The sequence below is a fragment of the Nonomuraea sp. NPDC049421 genome (assembly GCF_040677005.1).
Lineage (GTDB): Bacteria > Actinomycetota > Actinomycetes > Streptosporangiales > Streptosporangiaceae > Nonomuraea > Nonomuraea salmonea.
This window is the reverse complement of the sequence record NZ_JBFAQA010000006.1, coordinates 253,750-274,270: the sequence shown is the minus strand read 5'-3', so window position 1 is coordinate 274,270 and position 20,521 is coordinate 253,750. Positions and strand designations below refer to the sequence as shown.

Genomic DNA, 20,521 nt, shown 5'->3' with positions numbered 1-20,521 from the left:
CCCAAATTTTAGGTCGGGCTTAAGTCGGACAAAAGCCAGAAAACCTCATCAAAGGTGCAGCAGTTCCGTCGTTCGGATGACAGGGATCAAGATCATCTTCTATAGTTTCGGTCCGTCTATGAGGGGAGGGGACGGGTGTGAGGATCTGGCGGCTCGCCGTTCTCGTCGCCGTGCTCGCCGGGCTGCTCGGACTCCCCACCCCGCCTTCCGCCGCAGCCGATCCCTCACCCGCCGAGCTGCGCAGGCTCACCAAGCAGGCGGCCCAGCTCGAAAAGCTCTACCGCGGCCAGCTCCAGAGCCTGGAGGACATCAAGCTCCAGGTGAAGCGCGCCAGCGCCACGTCCGGCACCCTCCAGGCCCAGCTCAAGGCCGCCCAGGAGGAGGTCAGCCGGATCGCCCAGACCTCCTACATGGTCGGGCCGCTCGACGGCCTCCAGCTCATCACGCCGTCCGGCGACCCGTACAAGGTGCTCGGGCAGGCGGCGAACATGGCGTACATGGCCAACGAGCGGGCCAGGCGGGTCGAGAGCATCGAGAAGCTCATCGAGAAGTCCAAGCAGGCCAAGCTCAACGCCAACAAGAAGGTCGAGAAGATGGCCAAGGAGATCAAGCGGCTCCAGGCCAAGCGCACCGACATCGAGAAGCTGCTCGCCAAATACGGCTTCCAGCAGCCCGGCGGCGCCGAGGGCCTGACCCAGCGCATGATCCAGGTCCGCGCCGAGATCATGGCCAACTTCCCCATGAAGTACGGCGTCGGCTGCCTGCGCCCCGGCGACCCCGGCGAACACGGCAAGGGCCGGGCCTGCGACTTCATGATGTCCAGAGGCGGCACCATGGCCGCCGGCTCCGACGCGGCCAACGGCGACGCGCTGGCCGCCTGGCTGATCAAGAACGGCGCCCGCATCGGCGTCATGTACATCATCTGGAAGCAGCGCTACTACGACATCCGCTCAGGCGGCGGCTGGGACCCGATGTCCAACCGCGGCGGCGTGACGGCCAACCACTACGACCACGTTCACGTGTCGGTGTTCTGAGTCTTCAGGAAGTCCCGGTACCAGTGGTACGAGCGCTTCGGCGTGCGCCGCTGCGTCGCGTAGTCCACGTGCACGAGGCCGAAGCGCTGGTGGTAGCCCTCGGCCCACTCGAAGTTGTCGAGCAGCGACCAGACGAAGTAGCCGCGCACGTCCACGCCCTCGTCCATGGCCCGGCGCAGCGCGGCGATGTGACCGTCGAGGAAGGCGATCCGGCCGGCGTCGTCGATCGTGCCGTCCGCGCCGGGGACGTCGGGCTGCGAGCAGCCGTTCTCGGTGACGAGGATCGGCGGGAGCGCGGCGCCGTAACGTGACTTCAGGCCGGTGAGCAGCTCGCGCAGGCCGTCGGGGACGACCGGCCAGCCGAAGGCCGTCGTGGGGTGGCCGGTGATGCCGGCGTCGGTGAACGGCAGGCCCTCGTCCGTGGGGGCGGCGATGCGGGTGGGGTTGTAGTAGTTGACGCCCAGCGCGTCGATGGGGGCCGAGACGGTCTCCAGGTCGCCGTCCCTGACGAAGCCGAGGTCGCCGGTGTAGGCCGACAGGTCGGGGTAGGCGCCGGTCAGCACCGGGTCGGTGAACAGGCGGTTGTGCAGGTGTCGTACGCCTCGGCGGCCCGTACGTCCTGCTCCCGCGACGAGGCGGGCCAGACCGGGGTGCAGTTGTTGGTCAGCGCCACCTGGCGCACGCCGGCCGCCCTGAGCGCCGCCACCGCGCGGCCGTGGGCCAGGAGCTGGTGGTGCGCGGCGGGCAGGGCGCCGGTCATCAGGGCGTGGCCGGGGGCGTGCAGGCCCATGGCGTACCCGAAGGCCATGTGCACGAACGGCTCGTTGAGGGTGATCCACAGCGGCACCCGGTCGGCGAGGCGGGCGGCGGCGACGCCGGCGTAGTCGGCGAACAGCTCCGCGACGTCGCGGTTCAGCCAGCCGCCGCGGTCCTCAAGTGCCTGCGGCAGGTCCCAGTGGAACAGCGTCGGCACCGGCTGCACGCCCGCCGCCAGCAGCGCGTCCACCAGGCGGTCGTAGAAGTCGAGGCCGCGCCCGTTGACCGCGCCCGCGCCGTCGGGCAGCACGCGCGGCCAGGCGATCGAGAAGCGGTAGGCGTTGACACCGAGGTCCGCCATGAGCGCGACGTCCTCGCGCCAGCGGTGGTAGTGGTCGCAGGCCACGTCGCCGGTGTGCCCGTCGCGGGTGCGGCCCGGCTCGCGGGCGAAGGTGTCCCAGATGGAGGGGCCCCTGCCCTCCTCGTCGGTCGCGCCCTCGATCTGATAGGCCGCCGTGGCCGTACCCCACAGAAACATCCCCGGGCCTCCTACCTGAGTGGGGCTCATGTTATCTGAGGTCGGAGATCCTGACTCGGCCTCACCGAAATACGTCAGGATGGGGACATGACCAGTACGTTGCGCCGCCGCCCCGCCCAGCGCCGGAGCGTCGAGCGCGTGGAACGCATGCTCGACGAGTGCGCGCTGCTGCTCGACGAGGTCGGCTACGACGCGCTGACCACCAAGGAGGTCGCCCGCCGCGCCGAGGTGCCGATCGGCACCTTCTACCAGTTCTTCCACGACAAGCAGGGCCTGGTGCGTGCGCTGGCGCGGCGCAACCTGGAGGCGTTCCTCCAGCGCGTCGTCCAGCGCATCCAGGAGACCGGCCCTGGCCACTGGACCGACCTCGCCGACCTCGCCATCGACGTGTTCGTGGACATGAAACGCACCACGCCCGGGTTCGGGGTCGTCGACTTCGGCGAGGTGCTGCTCACCCCGGGCGGGCCCGCCGTCGGGGGCAGCAAGCGGGCGCTCGACGAGACCCAGGAGAACGGCGTCGTGGTGGCCGAGCGCCTGCGCGACCTGATGCTCGGCCTCCTCCACGCCCCCGCGGGCCCGGGGCTCGACCGGGCCCTGCTCGTCGCCGTCGAGGCCACCGACGCGGTGCTCAAGCTGGCCTTCAGGGCCGACCCGGCCGGCGACCCCGGCCTGATCGCCGAGTGCAAGCAGCTCGTCCGCCGCTACCTCACCGACCACCTGCCCTCATGAGCCGGCGAGTGAGCTAGCAGGCCGCGTCCAGGCGGGCGCGCAGCTCGGCGTCCAGCGTGAGTCGCGCCCCGCCGATCGCCTCCTCCAGCTGCTCCATAGTGGAGACCCCCACGATGGGCACCACGCCGCCGCCGATCAGCCAGGCCAGCACCACCTGGTTCGCGGTGGCGCCCAGCTCGCCCGCCACCTCGCGCAGCGCGGCCAGCCGCCGCGTCGTGCCGGGGTGATGGTAGATGTCGGGGATCGGCCGGTCCTGCCGCGTGTACGCCCCGAACATCAGCGTGTTGTACGCCCACAGCGTGATCCCGGGCTCGGCCGCCAGGTAGTCGAGCGTGTCGTCGTTCACCAGCCGGTGACCGGACTCGGCCGGCCTGGCGCCCGGCCGCGGCCGCAGGTAGGTGTGCCGGAGCTGCAGATACGTGTACGGCGTCCAGCCGTGCCCCGCCGAGATGTTCCTGGCCCGCTCCAGCCGCCAGGCGGCCATGTTGCCGGCCCCGATCGCCCGCGCCTTCCCGGCCCGTACGACCGCGTCGAACGCCCCCAGCGTCTCCTCCAGCGGCGTGCCCCGGTCGTCCACGTGCGCCCAGTACACGTCGATCCGATCCGTCCCGAGGCGTTGCAGGCTGCCCTCCACCCCCTTGGCGATCACCTCGGCCGACAGGCCCTCCGCCGAGTCGAGCGTCACGTCGCCCGGCACGGTCGGCCGAGCCCCCACCTTTGTGCTGATCACCATGTCGTCGCGGGTGCCGCGCGCGGCCAGCCACGCGCCGACGGCCAGCTCGCTCTCGTCGCCCGAGCAGCCCTCCACCCAGAACGGGTAGTTGTTGGCCGTGTCGATCCTGGTGCCGCCGGCCTCGTGGTAGCGGTCGAGGATGGCGAAGGTCTCGTCCATGCCGACGGACGTGCCGAACGGAATGGTGCCCAATGCGATGTCCATGGCCCATGACTGTGGAAGCTGGAGTGCACTCCATGTCAACAGCGCCCTTATCCGGTTGACCTGGAGCGCACTCCAGGTGGGATCCTGATACCCGTGAGCGTGTACACCCCAGCGGAGGTCGTCGAAGAGACCGGCTTCAGCATCGACACCCTCCGCTACTACGAGAAGATCGGCCTGCTCGAACGCGTCGATCGCAACGCGGCGGGCCAGCGCAGGTTCAGCGAAGAGGACATCGGCTGGCTCGGCATGCTCCGCTGCCTGCGCGACACCGGCATGCCCATCGCCACGATGCTGCGCTTCGCCGAGTTCGTCCGCGCCGGCGACCACACCATCCCCGACCGCATCGAGCTGCTGGAGGAGCACGACCGCACGGTGCAGGCGCAGATCGGCAACCTTGTCGAGCGCCAGCGCTACATCCACCACAAGATTTCCTACTACCGCAGCGTCCTCTAGCTCCCGCTTTGCGGGGCGGTTGGTACACCTCGAACCATGGCCGGTTCGAGGGCGAGGTGGATCAACGTGCCCCTGGCCCGCGTGGCCATGCTGTGCGCGGTGATGCTGTTCGTGCTGCTCGCGCACATCACGCTGGTGCAGTCGTTCGGCTCGCGCGTGCTCGACGCCGACCCCAGGAACGAGCGCACGCTGATCCTCAGGTACGCCCACCCGCGCGGCGACATCCGCACCTACGACGGCACCACCATCGCCACCAGCCGCCCCACCACCGCCGGCCCCTACCGCTACCAGCGGGTCTACCCCTTCGGCGAGCGGTACGCGGCCGTCACGGGGCACGTGTCGCTGCGCCGCGCGACCGGCATCGAGCAGGCCCAGCAGGCCGTGCTGACCGGCGACGACCCCAGGGTCAAGGTGCGCTCGCTGGTCAGCGCGGGCAGCGGGGTGGGCGCCCACGTCCGGCTGACGATCAGGGACCGCGTGCAGCGGGCCGCCCACGACGGGCTCGCCGCCGCGGGGGTGCCCGGCGCGGCGGTCGCCGTCCACCCGGCGACCGGCGCGGTGCTGGCGCTGGCCAGCCACCCGACGTACGACCCCAACGCGCTGGCCACCTTCGACCGGCTCAGGCTCGCGCTGACCTCGCGGCGGCTGCGCGAGTCGCCCGACCGGCCGCTGCTCAACCGGGCGCTCAACCGGCTCTATCCGCCCGGGGCCACGTTCAAGCTGGTGACCGCGGCGGCGGCGCTGGCGTCCGGCGAGTACACGCCGACGGCCCTGGTGGACGCGCCGCCGCGGCTGCGGCTGCCCGGCTCGTCCGGGTACGTCCGCGACACCGGCTGCGGCTCCGCCCACCCGACGCTCGTGTACGCCTTCCAGTCGCCCTGCGACACCGCCTTCGCCGGCATCGGGCTGCGGCTGGGGCACGACCTGCTGCGGGACCAGGCGGAGGCGTTCGGCTTCAACGCGGGCGTGCTGCGGATCCCGCTGGCCGCGACCGGCAGCCGCTACCCGGTCACCACCGACCGGTCGCAGACCGCGCTCGCGGCCATCGGGCGGCACGAGACCCTGGCCACGCCGCTCATGGTGGCCATGCTGTCGGCGGCGGTGGCCAACGACGGGGTGCTGATGCGGCCGTACCTGGTGGAGGACGTCCGGCTCCCCGACCGGTCGGTGGTGAGCCGGGCGGCGCCCGCGCCGTACCGGACGGTGATGTCCCCGACGCTCGCCCGCTACCTCGCGGCCATGATGGCGACCACCCCCCGCCGCGGCGGCACCCGATCGGCGGCCCCCGGCGTCCGCGTGGCGATGACGAGCGTCCCCCTGGCGGAGGACCACGCCCTGGTCACGGCCTTCGCCCCCGCCGGCGCCCCGGAGGTCGCGGTGGGCGTCGTCCTGGAACGCCCCGGCCCCCAGGCCACCGCCGTCACCACGATCGCCCGCTCGATCATCCAGGCCGCCCTCTCATGACCGCGGCGTCCGATCTTTGGGGTGGGCGGGGCTCTGGGCGCGAAACGTAGTTGATGTCACACTCACAGTGATGCTGCGAACCGCCGACCCCAGCAACCTGCCGGCCGAGCCCAATCCTTTCGTGGGCCGGGAGTCCGATCTCGACGAGCTCGTCCATCTGCTCGGTGTCTCCCGGTGCGTGACCCTGTGCGGGGCGGGAGGGATCGGGAAGACGCGGCTGGCGCTGCGGCTGGCCTCCCGCCTGGGCACCGCACATCCGGCGACGCGATCCGGGGGCGTCTGCCTGGTCGAGCTGGCCGATCTCGACAAGGGGGAGCTGCGGCGGCATGTGGCGGCGGCGCTCGGGATCGCCGGCGACCTCGCGGAGACGATCGGTGACCGCCGGGTGCTCCTGCTGCTCGACAACTGCGAGCCGGTGATCGGGGAGTGCGCGGAGCTCTGCAGGGACCTGCTGAGCGCCTGCAAGGGGCTGACCGTGCTGGCCACCAGCCGCGAGCCGCTGCGCGTCCCGGGCGAGACCGTGTGGCGGGTGCCGCCGCTGTCCGTCAGCAGGCCGGACGACGGTGAGAGCGAGGCGGTGCGGCTGTTCGTGACGAGGGCGACGGCGGCGCGGCCCGAGTTCGAGCTGACCGACGAGACCGGGCCGCTGGCCGAGGAGCTGTGCCGGGCGCTCGACGGGCTGCCGCTGGCGATCGAGCTGGCCGCCGCCATGGTCAGGGTCCTGTCCGTACGCCAGCTCGTCGAGCGCCTCGACGACCGCTTCACACTGCTGGCGGGCGGCGCGCGCACGGCTCCTGCCCGCCACCGCACGCTCAGGGCGGCGGTCGACTGGAGCTACCGGCTGCTCAGCCCCCAGGAGCGCCTGCTGCTGCGCAGGACCGCCGTCTTCCGCTCGTCCTGGACCCTCGACCTGGCCGAGTGGGTCTGCGCGGGCCCGGGGCTGACCGAGGAGGAGGTGCTGCCCCGGCTGTGCGACCTGGTGGACAAGTCGCTGGTCGTCCTCGACGGCGAGATCGCCGGGCAGGCCCGTTACCGCCTGCTGGAGACCGTCCGCGAATACGCACTTGAGCAGCTGGCCGGGTCGGGCGAGGAGGCCGAGCTGCGCGCGCGGCACCTGGCGGCACTGGCGAGGCTGGGGGAGCGGTTCAAGCACGCGCTGGCCCCGGGCGTACGCACGTCGTGGCCGGTGGTCGAGCGCTTCATCAACCTGTTCGACGGCCTGAAGGCGGAGGTGGGCGCGGCCTGCGACTGGGCGATCGCGACCGGCGCGGCGCGGACGGCGCTCGCCCTGCTGGCCGACACCCGCTACCTGCTGATCGGCAGCGGCAGGAAGCTCGACATGGCCGAGCGGCTCGACCGGCTGCTCGCCCTCGACGACGCGCAGGTGCCGCAGGCGCTGCGCGGCCAGGCCACGATCCTGCGCGGCGAGCTGGCGCTGGCGGCGGGCGACGTCGAGCCGGCGCTGCGGTACGTACGGGCGGGTCACGAGCAGTGCGCGGCGGCCGGCGACGAGTACGGCGAGACGATGGGGGCGATCGTGCTGTCCCAGCTCACCGGTGATCAGGCCCTGGTGGATCGCGCCCTGGAGCTGACCGGACGCTCGGGCGACCTGGTGCTGGGGTCGCTGGCCAAGGCCGTCAGAGCGCGGTCAGGGCTGCACCACGGGCGGCTGAAGGAGGCCAGGCGGGACTTCCACGACGTGCTGAGCGTCCACGAGGAGCTGGACAACCACTACGGGCAGAGCCTGGCGCACATCGGCCTGGCCCAGGTGGCACGGTGCTCCGGCGACCTCGCGGCGGCCAGGCGGCACTACGACGCGGGGCTGCGCCTGCTGCGCCACATCGACGCCCGCCAGCACATCGTGAGCTGCCTGGCCGGGCTCGGCAGGGTGGCGCTGGACGAGGGCGACCTGACCGAGGCGCGGGCCAGGCTGACGGAGGCGCTGACGCTCAGCCGCGACGCCGGCCTGCGCGCGGGCATCGCGCGGCGGCTGGACGCGTGGGCGGTGCTGGTGGCGGCGGAGGGCGACCACCGGCGGGCGGTGCTGCTGGCGGCGGCCGCGGTGACGCTGGGCGGGCGGCAGCCGGACGCGCGTACCGAGGACGTGCTGCGACCGGCCCGCGACCGGCTGGGCGAGGCCGTGGTCGGCGTGCTGTGGGCCGAGGGCGCCGCCATGACGGCCGAGCAGGCGGTGGCCTGCGCGCTCGACGGCGAGCTGCCCGAGCCGCCGGCCCGTCCCGTCGTGCCGGTCAGCCGCGACAGCAGGCTCACGGCCAGGGAGCGGGAGATCGCCGAGCTGGTCGCGCGCGGGCTGAGCAACAGGGCGATCGCGGAAGAGCTGGTGATCAGTCCGGCGACCGTCGCCAGGCATGTCGCCAACATGCTCGCGAAGCTGGGCTTCTCCACACGTACACAGATCGCCGCATGGGTGATCGGCAGCCGGTGACGTCTCTACACATCCCGGCGCCCGTCGGCTTACATCGTCGAATGGCCATGTCAGCGCATGTGCGGGGGCATTGTGCACGCCTACCGTTCTTCGTGTGATCGGCCGTGCCGCGCGATCCCCGTCTCATCCCAACGGGGAGCCGCGCAGCCGTTCGGTCGATGACGTCACGCGCCCACACGGGGAGCGGCCTTCTCGGAGGGGTGGGGGCCGGGCCCCGGGCGCGTGACAGCGGGCCCGGGTCGCGCAGGGCTCGGGCCCGCCCACACGTTCCTCCCCGTCGCCGAATGCACATCCGCCTACATAGATCGGTGGATGCTCGCCCGCCGAGCCCGCCGTACGTTGGCGGGCATGAGACCCACCGCCCCGGCCACCGGCACCGTGATCCACGAAGTGTTCCGCCGGGCCTACGAGCGTGGCGACCGGCCCGCGCTGGTCGATCTGCGGGGCGGTCACGTCTACGGCTACCGGCGGCTGGTGACCGAGGTGACCAGGGCGGCCTCAGGGCTCGTGCGCAGGGGCGCCCGGCGTGACCAGGTGGTGGGCGTACATGTCTCCACGGCGGGGGCGCAGACGCTGGCGGTGCACACCGTGGTGGCCGCGGGCGGGGTGGCGGCGCCGGTCGAGGCGGAGGCGGGGGCGCAGGAGCTGGCCGAGCGGCTGCGCGAGTGCGACGCCCGCGCCCTGATCACCACGCCTGACCTGGCCGAGTCGGCGGTCCAGGCGGCCCAGCAGTCGCGGGTGCGTCAGATCTACTCGCTGGGCCGCGCGCTCGACACGATCGACTTCCGCTGCCTGCTCACGCTGGAGCCGACCGCGCTGCCCGCGCTCGACGCGGCGAGCCAGCCCGCGCTGCTGCTGGCCGACGGCCACCGCCTCTCTCACGCGGAGCTGCTGGCCCGGATGGCGGAGCTCGATCTCCGCATCCGCCTTTCCGAGTCCGACGTGGTGCTGACCACGTGGCGGCCCGACGGCGGCTGCGACCTGCTCGCCCTGGTTGCGCTCGGCGTGTCGAAGGGCGCTCTGGTGGTGGCGGCGGGCGGCGGTGACCTGGCGGGCACCCGGCACGACTTCGGCGTCACCGTGCTGGCAGGCCCTGGCGGCACGCTGGAGCGCGTCGCCTGACGGCCCGAATATGCGGAGCTGTTACCGCCCATCCCTTGACGCGGCGCGGCACGAAGTGGGTTGATAGCCACACGTTGACAACGTTGTCAAGTCAAACCTTCGGGGGGATCGAAGGGATGGTGTGGGCGTGCGACGGTGGTTAGCAGCCGTATCGATCACGATGGTCAGCGTGCTGGGTCTGGCGGCCTGCGGAGGCGACGGCGGCGGACAGACGGCGCAGACACCCGCGGCGGAAGGCGGCGGGAAACAGCAGGTTGAGGTCTTCTCCTGGTGGACGGGGCCGGGTGAGGCCGACGGCCTGCAGGCGATGAAGAAGATCTTCGAGGAGAAGAACCCGGGCTACACCTTCTTCGACGCCGCGGTGGCGGGCGGCTCAGGCGACAAGGCCAAGGCGCTGCTGCAGTCGAAGCTCCAGGCCGGCACCCCGCCCGACACGTTCCAGGGTCACGCGGGCGCCGAGCTGCAGGGCTACATCAAGGCCGGCAACCTGGAGGACCTGACCCCGCTCTACGACGAGCTGAAGCTAAAGGACGTCTTCCCCGAGCAGCTCGTGGAGCAGATCAGCGTCGACGGCAAGATCTACTCCGTGCCGGTGAACATCCACCGCTCGAATGTCCTGTGGTTCAACCCGGCCGTGCTGAAGGAGGCCGGCGTCGCGGGCGCGCCCAAGACGATCGAGGAGTTCGTCGCGGCGCTGGAGAAGGTCAAGGCCAAGGGCAAGATCCCGCTGTCCATCGGGTCGGAGTGGACGGTCACCCACCTGCTGGAGAGCGTGCTGCTCGGCACGCTCGGCGCCGACGCCTACAACGCGCTGTTCAAGCCGGGCGCCGACTGGAACAGCCCGCAGGTGACGACCGCCCTGCAGAGCTTCGCCAAGATCATGGAGTACGCGGGCGACCCGCAGGACGACTGGCAGCCGGCCGCCAAGCAGGTGGCCGACGGCGAGGCGGCGTTCAACATCATGGGCGACTGGGCCTACGGCTACTTCCACAACCCGCCGGAGGGCGGCCTCGGCAAGACGTCGAAGACGGACTTCGACTGGGCGCCGTCGCCCGGCACCGAGGGCACGTACCTGTGGCTGTCCGACAGCTTCACGCTCCCCAAGGGCGCGAAGAACCGCGAGGGCGCCACGGCGTGGCTGAAGGTGGCCGCCAGCAAGGAGGGCCAGGACGCCTTCAACCCGAAGAAGGGCTCCATCCCCGCCCGCAAGGACGCCGACCAGTCGCTCTACACCGACTACCTGGCGGACGCGCTGAAGGACTGGTCGAGCAACAAGCTCGCCGGCTCCATCCAGCACGGCGTGGCGGTGAACCAGCCCTGGCTGGCCGCGATCAACGAGGCGGTCGGCCTGTTCATCGGCACCAAGGACGTCAAGGCGCTGCAGCAGGCGCTGGCCGACGCGGCCACGGCCAACGCGCAGTAACAGCCGCTCGATAACGGCACGGCGCGGCGGGCCCGAAGGCGCGGGCCCGCCGCACCCGTGGGAGGTCATTGTTGTGAGGCGGGCACGCTCGTGGCTGCCCGGGCTCCTCCTCGTGACACCGTCGATCATCCTGATCGGCGTCTTCGTGTACGGCATGCTGGGCTGGAACTTCCGCCTGGCGATGACCGACAAGCACGATGAGGTGTCCGAGGGGAAGTTCGTGGGGCTGCAGAACTTCGTGGACATCTGGGACCAGCCCCGCTGGCACCTTTCCGTGAACCACGCGATCGTCTTCACGATCGTCTTCGTGCTGGGGGCGCTGCTGCTCGGCTGGCTCCTGGCGTTCCTGATGGAGAAGGGGATCAGGGGCGAGGGCACGTTCCGCGCGATCTACCTGTTCCCGATGGCGATCTCGTTCGTCGCGACCGGCATCGTGTGGCGGTGGCTGATGAACTCCGGGACGGGGGAGCGGGCGGTCGGTCTGAACCGGCTGTTCGACTGGATCGGGCTGCCGCAGTGGCAGTGGTTCCGTGACCCCGACTGGGGGATGGCCGCGATGGCGCTGCCAGCGATCTGGCAGATGTCCGGATATATCATGGCGCTTTTCCTGGCCGGGTTCCGCGGCGTCCCCGAGGAGCTGCGCGAGGCCGCCCGCGTGGACGGCTGCAACGAGTGGGGCGTCTACCGGCACGTGGTGCTCCCCATGCTCAGGCCGGTCACGCTCTCGGCGCTGATCATCCTCGGGCACATCTCGCTCAAGGTCTTCGACCTGATCGTGGCGGTGTCCGGCAAGCAGATCATCACGGACGTGCCCGCGGTGTTCATGTGGGTCGCGGTGTTCGACTCGCACGACCCGGCCAAGGGGGCCACGATCGCGTCCTACATCGTGCTCAGCGTGGCGATCTTCGTGATCCCGTACCTGATCTGGTCGGTGCGTAAGGAGAGGCGTTGATGACGGCGGTGGCCGGGCGCAGGGCGACGGGCTTCCAGTACGCGCGGCTCGTCGTGCTGATCCTGTTCGTCCTGATCTTCCTCATCCCGATCTACGTGCTGCTGGTCACCAGCTTCAAGCCGCTCACCGAGGCCGACCCCGGGCAGGCGTGGAACCTGCCGCAGACGTGGACGACCGAGGCGTGGCGGGTGGCCTGGGAGAAGCTGGCCCCCGGCCTGTGGAACAGCGTGCTGCTCGCGGTGCCAGGGTCGCTGCTGTCGTGCGCGCTCGGCTCCATGAACGGCTACGTGCTGTCCAAATGGCGCTTCCCCGGTGCCGACGTGCTGTTCACGCTGTTCCTGTTCGGCATGTTCATCCCGTACCAGGGCGTGATGATCCCGCTCGTGCAGCTCCTCGTCGGGCTCAACGAATTCACCGGGCTCCAGGGCGTCTTCTACGGCGGCATCCCCGGCCTGGTGCTGGCGCACGTCGTGTACGGCATCCCGATCTGCACGCTGATCTTCCGCAACTACTACGTGACGATCCCCGACGAGCTGATCGAGGCGTCACGGGTGGACGGGGCCGGCATGCTGCGGGCGTACTGGTCGGTCATCCTGCCGGTGTCGGGGCCCGCGATCGCCGTGGTGATCATCTGGCAGTTCACCTCGATGTGGAACGACTTCCTGTTCGCGGTGTTCCTCACCGGGCCGACGAGCTGGCCCACCACCGTGATGCTGAACAACATCGCGGGCGCGCAGGCCACCCCGTACAGCCAGCAGATGGCCGCCGCCATCCTGGCCTCGATCCCGACGATGCTGATCTACGTGCTGCTCGGCCGGTTCTTCATGCGCGGGCTCATGGCGGGCGCCCTGAAGGGTTAGCTCGGGTTGGCGAGGTGGGCGACGGGCTCGCCGCGTACGTAGCGGGCCACATCGGCGGCCACGATGGCGGCCGCCTTCATCGCCGTCTCCTTGCTGGCCCCGGCCAGGTGCGGGGTCATCACCAGGTTCGGCGTCGTGAGCAGGCGCGAGCCCGGCGGGATCGGCTCGTCGGGGAAGACGTCGCACGCGGCGCCGAACAGGTGGCCGGAGTCGAGCGCGTCGCACAGCGCGTCGTAGTCGAGCAGCGCGCCCCTCGCGCAGTTGACGAGCACGGACCCGGCCGGCATGGCGGCGATCTCGGCCTTGCCGATCATCCCGGTGGTCTCGGGGGTGGCGCGGGCGTGCAGGGAGACGAAAAGGGAGCGTTCGAGCAGCTCGGGCAGCCCGACGTTGCCGGGCACGTCCACGTAGGGGTCGTGGACGAGCACGGTCGCGCCGAACCCTTCGAGCATGCGGGCCACCCTGCTGCCGATCGCGCCGTAGCCGACCAGGCCGACCGTGTTGCCCTCCAGCTCGGGCCCGACCCGGTCGTAGGTGTAGTAGTCGCCCCGCCACACCCCGGCGGCCAGCTCCGCGTGGGTCTGCGGGATGCGCCGAGTGGCGGCCAGCAGCATGGCGAGCGTGTGCTCGGCGGTGGCCACCGCGTTGCGGCCCGGCGCGAACGTCACCTGCACCCCGGCCGCGGAGGCCGCCTCCAGATTGGCGTTGACCGGACCGCCCCTGCTCACGCAGAACAGCCGCAGCTCCGGCGAGGCGTCCAGGACCCGCTTGGTCAGCGGCGCCATCTGGGTGACGCACACCTCCACCCCGCGCAGCGCCTCGATCAGCTCGTCCTCCACGTCGGACGCCTCGTCCACCTCGCCCACCCGGCCGAACGGCTCGACCGGCCAGGGCAGCGTCAGCTCGCGGACGTCCAGCTCACCGGGCACCGCGCTCTTCAGCGCGTCGATGAGCAGGCTGTTCCTGACGAAGTGGTCGCCTGCGGCAAGGACTTTGAGTGTCAACGAACGGCTCCAATCGGGGAGTTGTACTGCAGCATCGCCACCCGTCCCGTACGGGCGTCGCACAGGCGCAGCTCGGTCAGCGCGCAGTTGTCGAGCCGGGGGAACAGCCGCCGGTACTCGCCGAGCGGCACCCCCAGCAGCCCGCACAGGGCGAGCCTGATGGCGGTCGTGTGTGCGACCACCAGCACCCGGCCTCCGGAGTGCGCGGCGGCGATGTCGTCGAGCGCGGCGGTGAACCGGCCCGCGGCCTCGTACGGGTCCTCGCCCCCCGGCAGCGGGTTCCCGGCCGGGTCGGCCTCGAACGCGGCCCTGGCCTCGGGGAAGCGGGCCTTCATCTCGGCCGAGGTGAGCCCTTCGCCCTGCCCGAAGTCCAGCTCGCGCAGCCGCTCGTCGGTCCGCACCGGAAGCCCCGCCTGGTCGGCGGCGGCCTGGGCGGTGATCCTGGCCCGGCTCAGCGTGGACGCCCACACGGCGGTCAGCCCCGCTCCCGCCGCCCAGGACGCCAGCTCGGCGGCCTGCTCGCGGCCGCGCGGGGTCAGCTCGACGTCGCTGATCCCGGCGTAGCGGTTCTCGGCGTGCCAGACGGTCTCGCCGTGACGGACGAGAACGAGGTCGGTCATCGGGTGGTCCTCTCGCGGGCGTGTGCGGCGGCCCGGCCGTCGAGCCAGCCGCGTTGTTCGAGCTCGGCCACGAACCGCAGGTACGGCTCGCGCGCGCCGGCGTCCGACGGCTCGACGACGGCGCTCGTCCTGATCATGGCGGCCGGGTCGCCGCCTGCCAGGACGGCCATGCCCAGGGCGGGCTCGGCGTTCTCGCGCAGCGTCACCGGGCGTTCCAGCACGTCGGCGCGCAGTCGTGTCCAGTAGGCGCTCCTGGTGGCGCCGCCGGTCAGGATGATCTCCCCGTCCACGGGCGCGCCGAGCAGGTCGAGGTAGTCGAAGCAGAGCCGCTCGACGAAGGCCGCGCCGAGCAGGATGGCGGCGTACCGCTCGACGTCGTCGGCCGGCTCCCCGAGCGTGAAACCCTCGGCGGCGGGCGCCGCGAACGGGAACCGCTCACCCTGCGACACCAGCGGATACGTGACGACCGGCGGCAGGCGGCGGCCGTACCGCTCGGCGGCCCGCCGGCTGAGCGCGTCGAGGTCGGCGCCGGGCAGGTCGCGGGAGAGCACGCCCGCGCCCGTGCTGGACGCGCCGCCGGGCAGCCAGGAGCCGTCGGGCGCACGGTGGGAGTAGACCACGCCGAGCGGGTCGTGGATCAGCTCCTTGGTGACGCCCTTGAGCACCAGGGTCGTTCCGATCACCGAGTTCCAGCTGCCCGGCTGCCTGGCGCCCGCGCCGAGCTGGGCGGCGCAGCCGTCGGTGGTGCCGGCGATCACCGGGGTGCCCTCGGGCAGGCCGGTCTCCTCCGCCGCCGCGGCGCACACCGTGCCGAGCCGGGCGCCGGGGCGTACGACGGCGGGCAGCATGCCCTCGGGCACGCCGAGCGCGTCGAACACGCCGGAAGGCCAGCGCTCGTCGATCAGGTCCACGCCGGTCTTGAGCGCGTTGCTCAGGTCGGTGGCCACCTCATGGCCGACCAGGCGGCGGTTGACGAAGTCGCTCTGGTGGGCGGCGCGGGAGCCTGGAGGGGCGTCGCGCAGCAGCCACAACAGCTTGGGAAGCGCCCAGTTGGGCTGCATGCGGCGGTAGCCGAGGCGCTCCCACACCGCGGCGCCCGCCTCGTTGGCGCGGGTGGCGTCGGCGCGGCGGTCGTCGTACATGAGGGCGGGCGTCACGGCGCGGCCCTCGGCGTCGGTCAGCAGGATCGTTCCAGAGGTGGCGTCCACCGCGACGCCCTCGACCCGCTCACCGGCGGGCACGCCGCGCAGCGCCTCGCGGGTGGCCGCGGCCAGCTCCCGCCACCACTGCTCGGGGTCCTGTTCGTGCCGCGGCCCGTCGCGGTGGCTGCTCAGCGGGCGGCTGCCGGTGCCGAGCACCCGCCCGTCGCCCGCCACGGCCAGCGCGCGCACGCTCTGGGTCCCGAGGTCGATGCCGATCCACACGCTCATGTACGGTCCCTCAGCTCGGCCAGCAGCGGCCAGTTCTCGGCGGTGCCGCCGCGCAGGGCTAGGAAGGCGGCGAAGAGGTCGTCGTAGAGTGCCCTGCGGCCGGGGTCGGGCTCGACGGCCTGGCGCAGCCGTACGTGCCGGGCCGCCGCCTCGGCGACCGACGGCGCCCCGCCCGTGGCGGCCATCCCCACCAGCGCCGCCCCGCGCGCGCCCACCTCGGTGTCGGTGGAGCGGCGTACGGGCAGCCCGGTGACGTCGGCGATGAGCTGCAGCCAGACCGCGCTGTTCGCGCCGCCGCCGCACACCCGCAGCTCGGTCGGCGCCGCCCCGGTCGCCGCCAGGCAGTCGCGGATCACCATGGTCAGCCCCTCCAGCACGGCCCTGGCGACGTGGCCCCTGCCATGCTCGAACGACATGCCGAGCAGCGCGCCCCTGGCCAGCGGGTCGGAGAACGGCGCCCGCTCACCGGCCGGCGACAGGTACGGCAGGAACGCCAGCCCGCCCGCGCCAGGCTCGCTCGTCATGGCCAGCTCGCCCAGCTCGTCGGGGGCCGACAGGCCCAGCAGGCGGCACGTCCACTGCACCACCTCGGTGCCCGCGAACGTGGGGAAGGCCCGCAGGTAGCCGCCGGGCAGCGCGATCGTGATGCCGGTCGGCGGGCCGTCGAGGTCGGGCGCGGCGGCGATGACCTCGGTGCACAGCGTGGTGCCGAGGATGCCGCACGCCTGCCCCGGGCGGACCGCGCCGGAGCCGAGTGCCGTGGCGGCGATGTCGTACGGCGCCATGACCACCGGCGTGCCCGCCGCGAGCCCCAGTGTCTGGGCGGCCCGCGCGGTGAGCCCGGCGACCGGCGTCGGCGTGATCGGCGGCAGCAGCCGCTCGGCCCACTCCAGGCCGAACATGCGCAGCAGCTCGGGCGAGTACGCCCGTTCCCGCAGGTCCATGAACGGCGCCGAGGCGTCGGACTCGTCGGCCGCGATCTCCCCGGTCATCCGGGAGAAGATCCAGCCGCCGCAGGTCAGCATGGCGTTGGAGCGGCCGAGGCGATCGGGGTCGTGGGCGCGCAGCCAGGTGAGGATGGCGTGCGGCAGCCCGGAGGCGGCCGACGAGCCGTTGCGGCGGAACGCCGTCCCGGCCAGGCCATCGCGCGTCCAGGCGGCCACGGTGGCGGCGGCCCTGGCGTCGTTCCACAGGATGGCGGGGCCGGTGGGCTCGCCCGCGGCGTCGACCAGCCAGCAGCCGTCGCCCTGGGCGGTGACCGCGACGAACTCGGCGCCGCCGGTCTGCGCGGCGACCTCGCGCACGGTCTCGGCCACCGCGTCCCAGACGGCGTGCATGTCCTGCTCGGTGTGGCCGGGCGCGGGCCTGGTGACCACGGTCGCGCGGCGGGCCACGGCCGCCTCGGCGCCGGCGTCGTCGTACCCGACGGCCTTGATGACCGTGGTGCCGGCGTCCACGCAGATGATCGCCATCATGCCCTGCCGTGCGAGGTCCTGGACCGGCGCGAGACCGAGTCGACGATCACCGCGAGCAGCAGCACCGCGCCGGTCACCACGAACCGGATGGAGGAGTCGAGGTTGAGCAGCGTCAGGCCGCTGGAGATGGACTGGATGACGATGATGCCGAGCAGCGCGCCGAACGCGGTGCCGCGCCCGCCGAACAGGCTGGTGCCGCCGATCACCGCCGCGGCGATCGCGTTGAGGTTCACGTCGCCCGCGCCGCTGCTCTGGTTGGCCGCCGCCAGCCTGGCCGCGGCCAGGATGCCGCCGACCGCGGCGAACGTCGAGCAGAGCACGAACACCGAGGTGTAGACGGCCCGGACGTTGATGCCGGCCCGGCGCGCGGCCTCGACGTTGCCGCCGACGGCGTACACGGATCTGCCCCACTTCGTCCGCGACAGCAGGTAGTGCATGATCAGCACCAGCGCCACGAAGAAGACGAACATCCAGCCCACGCCGCGCGTCTGCCCGAGGTACCAGACCACGAACGCCAGCACCGCGAGCAGCGCCACGCTCCGCACGGCCAGTGTCGTCGTGCCGCGGGCCGACAGCCCGGCCTCGCGCCGCTGCCTGGCGTGCAGGTAGCCGCCGGCGAACAACCAGCCGGCCGCGATCACCGCGAACGTGTACGACAGCCAGGCGGGCACGAAGTCGAGCTGCGCGAAGTTCACCAGGCCCGAGTCGAACGGCAGGTTGATCGACCCCTTGGTGCCCAGCACGTAGAGCTGGAAGCCGAGGAAGGCGAGCAGCCCGGCCAGCGTGATCACGAAGCTGGGCACCCCGAACCGGTTGAACAGCTGCCCGTACACCCAGCCGATGACCGCGCCCATCAGCACGGACGCGGCGATCGCCACCCACACAGGCAGGCCCTGGCCGACGAACAGCACCGCGAGCACCGCGCCCGACAGGCCGCTGACCGAGCCGACGGACAGGTCGATCTGGCCGACGAGCAGCACGCACACGATGCCGAGCGCGATGACGCCGACGGCGGCCGACTCCAGCGTGAGGTTCACCAGGTTCGCGCTGGACAGGAAGATCGGGTTGAGTGCCTGGAAGACCGACCAGATGACGATCAGGCCCACCACGACGGGGATGACGCCGAGGTCGCCGCCGCGGGCCCGCTCCACCACGTCGGAGAGCGCGCCCCGCAGGCCCTCGCTCTGCCGCAGCCGCTCGTCCTGGCGGTCGGTGGTCACGGCGGTCATGACACCTGTCCTTCCTGTCCCTGCTCACGTTGGGGGCCGCGCTGTGCCGGGTCGCGTTGGGCCGGGTCGCGTTGGGCCGGGTCGCGTTGGGCCGGGTCGCGTTGGGCCCGGCGGGACACCGCGTTGTCGGTGGCGCCGGTGATGGCCGCGATGATGTCCTCGGTGGTGACCTCGTCCACGGCGAACACGCCGTTGTTGCGGCCCAGCCGCAGCACCGCGACGGTGTCGGCGACGGCCTTCACGTCGGCCATGTTGTGGCTGATCATGATGACGCCGAGGCCGTTCTCGCGCAGCCGCTCGACCAGGTTGAGCACCTCGGCGGTCTGGGCCACGCCGAGCGCGGCGGTGGGCTCGTCCAGGATGATCACCTTGGGGTCGCCGAGCAGCGACCGCGCGATGGCGACAGTCTGCCGCTGGCCGCCCGACAGGGCCGCGACCGGCACCCGCACGCTCGGGATCTTCGCCGAGAGCTGGCGCAGCAGCTCCCACGAGCGGGTCTCCATGGCCACATCGTTGAGCCGCAGCGGGCGGATCTCCTGGCCGAGGAAGAGGTTCTGGATGACGTTGAGGTTCTCGCACAGCGCGAGGTCCTGGAAGACCGTGGCGATGCCGAGCCGGTGCGCGGCGGCCGGGGTGGGGATGTGCACCTCGCGGCCCTCGAACGTGATCGTGCCCGAGTCGGGCGGGTGCACCCCCGACAGGATCTTGACCAGCGTGGACTTGCCCGCGCCGTTGTCGCCGACGACCGCCACGACCTGGCCGGCGTCCACGTCGAGCTCGATGCCGGTGAGCGCGGCGACCGCGCCGAACGTCTTGCTGATCCCCCGGAGGGACAGAACGCTCATCACTTGATTCCGAGCTCGTCGCAGCCCTTGGCGTACTCGCCGGTGCACACCTCGGACGCCTTCATGATGCCGCTGTCGAACAGCACCTCCTTGACGTTGTCCTTGGTGACGACGGTGGGGACGAACAGCTCGGACGGCGTGTCGTACAGCGTGGTCTTGCCGGCCGGCTTCTTGCCCTGCATGAACTCCCAGGCCACGTTCGCCGACGCCTCGGCCACGATCTTGATGGGCTTGGAGATCGTGTTGTACTGGTCGCCGTTGATGATGCGCTGGGCGGCGGCGGTCTCGGCGTCGTTGCCGGTGACCGGCGGCACCTTCACGCCGGCGGCCTTGAACGCGGCGATCGCGCCGCCGCCGGTGCCGTCGTTGGCCGCGACCACGCCGACGATCTGGTCCTTGAACTGGGTGATCTGGCCGCTGACCCAGGTCTGGGCCTTCTCCGGCTGCCAGTCGGGGGTGTCGTACTCGGCCAGCAGCTTGAAGCCGCTGGGGTCGACCGCGCTGTGGATGCCCTTCTTGATCAGCCCGGCCGCCGCGTCGGTGGGGGAGCCGTTGACCTGGAGGATGCCGCCCTCGGCCTTCTCCTCCTTGAGGTGGTCGACGAGGGACTGCGCGATCAGCTGGCCGATCTTCTCGTTGTCGAACGAGATGTAGTAGTCGGCGGGGGTGGCCGGGATGGGCCGGTCGTAGGCGATGATCGGCACCTGCTGCGACTGGGCCGACTTGACGATGGTGGCCGCGGCGGCGGAGTCGACCGGGTCGATCACGATGGCCTTGACGCCCTGGGCGAGCGCGGAGTTGGCCTGTTGCTGCTGCTTGGAGGCGTCGGAGTCGGCGTTCTGGTAGATGACCTCGCAGGTCGGGCAGAGCTGCTTCATCTTCGCCTCGAACAGCGGCTTGTCCTGCAGCTCGTAGCGCGTGGACGCGAGGTCGGGCATGAGGAAGGCGACCTTGGCGTTCTGCAGGTCACCGCCTCCCGCGGTGTCCCCGCCGGTCGAGCCGGCGCCGGAGCCGCAGGCGGCCAGCACGGAGGTGGCGAGCACGGCCGCCGCGGCGAACGCGGAGGTCCGCGTCTGAGCTCTGTTCACGGGTTGTTACCTCACTTACGCCAGGTTTCTGAACGCATGCCGTCCCCGAGACAGGGATGCCCGCACAGGAGCGCACACCCTGTGGTGCGGCTCACGTTAGCGCGCTGTCAGAAACT

17 protein-coding genes and 1 pseudogene are annotated in these 20,521 nt (G+C 71.8%); 9 read left to right on the top strand and 9 right to left on the bottom strand.

The window, feature by feature from the left end:
* Positions 1-137 precede the first annotated feature (137 nt).
* Entirely contained in the window at positions 138-1,034 is an 897-nt protein-coding gene (locus tag AB0K18_RS13455) for a hypothetical protein (RefSeq protein ID WP_364914204.1), read from the top strand.
* Here AB0K18_RS13455 and AB0K18_RS13450 read toward each other — a convergent pair.
* Positions 1,016-2,328, bottom strand: a pseudogene (locus AB0K18_RS13450) (GH1 family beta-glucosidase). The gene AB0K18_RS13455 and the pseudogene AB0K18_RS13450 sit on opposite strands and share 19 nt — an antisense overlap.
* 87 nt (positions 2,329-2,415) lie before the next feature.
* Between AB0K18_RS13450 and AB0K18_RS13445 the strand changes: the two are divergent.
* On the top strand, positions 2,416-3,057 hold the full coding sequence (locus AB0K18_RS13445; RefSeq protein WP_364914202.1) for a TetR/AcrR family transcriptional regulator: 642 nt from the start codon (positions 2,416-2,418) through the stop codon (positions 3,055-3,057).
* 13 nt (positions 3,058-3,070) lie between these two features.
* Here the strand turns inward: AB0K18_RS13445 and AB0K18_RS13440 are convergent, their stop codons facing one another.
* Positions 3,071-3,994 carry an aldo/keto reductase gene (locus tag AB0K18_RS13440; protein WP_364914200.1) on the bottom strand — a complete coding sequence of 308 codons (924 nt, stop codon included), beginning with the start codon at positions 3,992-3,994 and terminating at the stop codon, positions 3,071-3,073.
* Positions 3,995-4,087: 93 nt separating this feature from the next.
* Between AB0K18_RS13440 and AB0K18_RS13435 the strand changes: the two genes are divergently transcribed.
* The 7 genes from AB0K18_RS13435 to AB0K18_RS13405 all read left to right on the top strand — a co-directional run bounded on the left by AB0K18_RS13435 (position 4,088) and on the right by AB0K18_RS13405 (position 12,714).
* Complete coding sequence (locus AB0K18_RS13435; RefSeq protein WP_364914198.1) at positions 4,088-4,447, top strand: MerR family transcriptional regulator; 360 nt, start codon at positions 4,088-4,090, stop codon at positions 4,445-4,447.
* A 36-nt stretch (positions 4,448-4,483) separates the two neighbouring features.
* On the top strand, positions 4,484-5,911 hold the full coding sequence (locus AB0K18_RS13430) for a penicillin-binding transpeptidase domain-containing protein (protein WP_364914196.1): 1,428 nt from the start codon (positions 4,484-4,486) through the stop codon (positions 5,909-5,911).
* Between the two features lie 70 nt (positions 5,912-5,981).
* A complete protein-coding gene (locus tag AB0K18_RS13425; protein ID WP_364914194.1) occupies positions 5,982-8,357 on the top strand; it encodes a LuxR C-terminal-related transcriptional regulator in 2,376 nt (791 codons plus the stop codon).
* A gap of 348 nt (positions 8,358-8,705) precedes the next feature.
* Positions 8,706-9,479, top strand: a complete 774-nt coding sequence (locus AB0K18_RS13420; RefSeq protein WP_364914192.1) for an AMP-binding protein — start codon at positions 8,706-8,708, stop codon at positions 9,477-9,479.
* Positions 9,480-9,606: 127 nt separating this feature from the next.
* Positions 9,607-10,902: an ABC transporter substrate-binding protein gene (locus AB0K18_RS13415; RefSeq protein ID WP_364914190.1), complete on the top strand. Its 1,296-nt coding sequence runs from the start codon at positions 9,607-9,609 to the stop codon at positions 10,900-10,902.
* A gap of 112 nt (positions 10,903-11,014) precedes the next feature.
* The gene (locus AB0K18_RS13410) at positions 11,015-11,854 is read left to right on the top strand and encodes a sugar ABC transporter permease (protein WP_364914188.1); all 840 of its coding nucleotides are present in this window, start codon (positions 11,015-11,017) and stop codon (positions 11,852-11,854) included.
* On the top strand, positions 11,854-12,714 hold the full coding sequence (locus tag AB0K18_RS13405; protein WP_364914186.1) for a carbohydrate ABC transporter permease: 861 nt from the start codon (positions 11,854-11,856) through the stop codon (positions 12,712-12,714). The genes AB0K18_RS13410 and AB0K18_RS13405 overlap by 1 nt, the downstream gene beginning before the upstream one ends.
* On the opposite strand, the gene AB0K18_RS13400 is transcribed toward AB0K18_RS13405, so the two are convergent.
* Genes AB0K18_RS13400 through AB0K18_RS13370 form a run of 7 tightly spaced genes read right to left on the bottom strand, consistent with a single transcriptional unit; the run spans position 12,711 to position 20,405 of the window.
* Positions 12,711-13,718 carry a 2-hydroxyacid dehydrogenase gene (locus tag AB0K18_RS13400; RefSeq protein WP_364914184.1) on the bottom strand — a complete coding sequence of 336 codons (1,008 nt, stop codon included), beginning with the start codon at positions 13,716-13,718 and terminating at the stop codon, positions 12,711-12,713. The two genes, AB0K18_RS13405 and AB0K18_RS13400, sit on opposite strands and share 4 nt — an antisense overlap.
* Positions 13,715-14,338, bottom strand: coding sequence for a histidine phosphatase family protein (locus AB0K18_RS13395; RefSeq protein ID WP_345389086.1), 624 nt, complete (start codon positions 14,336-14,338; stop codon positions 13,715-13,717). Before AB0K18_RS13395 ends, AB0K18_RS13400 begins: the two co-directional genes overlap by 4 nt.
* Positions 14,335-15,768: an FGGY family carbohydrate kinase gene (locus AB0K18_RS13390; RefSeq protein ID WP_364914182.1), complete on the bottom strand. Its 1,434-nt coding sequence runs from the start codon at positions 15,766-15,768 to the stop codon at positions 14,335-14,337. Before AB0K18_RS13390 ends, AB0K18_RS13395 begins: the two co-directional genes overlap by 4 nt.
* Positions 15,765-17,243, bottom strand: a complete 1,479-nt coding sequence (locus AB0K18_RS13385; RefSeq protein WP_364914180.1) for an FGGY-family carbohydrate kinase — start codon at positions 17,241-17,243, stop codon at positions 15,765-15,767. Before AB0K18_RS13385 ends, AB0K18_RS13390 begins: the two co-directional genes overlap by 4 nt.
* Positions 17,240-18,472, bottom strand: a complete 1,233-nt coding sequence (locus AB0K18_RS13380) for a sugar ABC transporter permease (RefSeq protein WP_364914178.1) — start codon at positions 18,470-18,472, stop codon at positions 17,240-17,242. Before AB0K18_RS13380 ends, AB0K18_RS13385 begins: the two co-directional genes overlap by 4 nt.
* A complete protein-coding gene (locus AB0K18_RS13375) occupies positions 18,469-19,317 on the bottom strand; it encodes an ATP-binding cassette domain-containing protein (RefSeq protein ID WP_364914176.1) in 849 nt (282 codons plus the stop codon). Before AB0K18_RS13375 ends, AB0K18_RS13380 begins: the two co-directional genes overlap by 4 nt.
* On the bottom strand, positions 19,317-20,405 hold the full coding sequence (locus AB0K18_RS13370) for a sugar ABC transporter substrate-binding protein (RefSeq protein WP_364914174.1): 1,089 nt from the start codon (positions 20,403-20,405) through the stop codon (positions 19,317-19,319). Before AB0K18_RS13370 ends, AB0K18_RS13375 begins: the two co-directional genes overlap by 1 nt.
* Between the last annotated feature and the right edge of the window lie 116 nt (positions 20,406-20,521).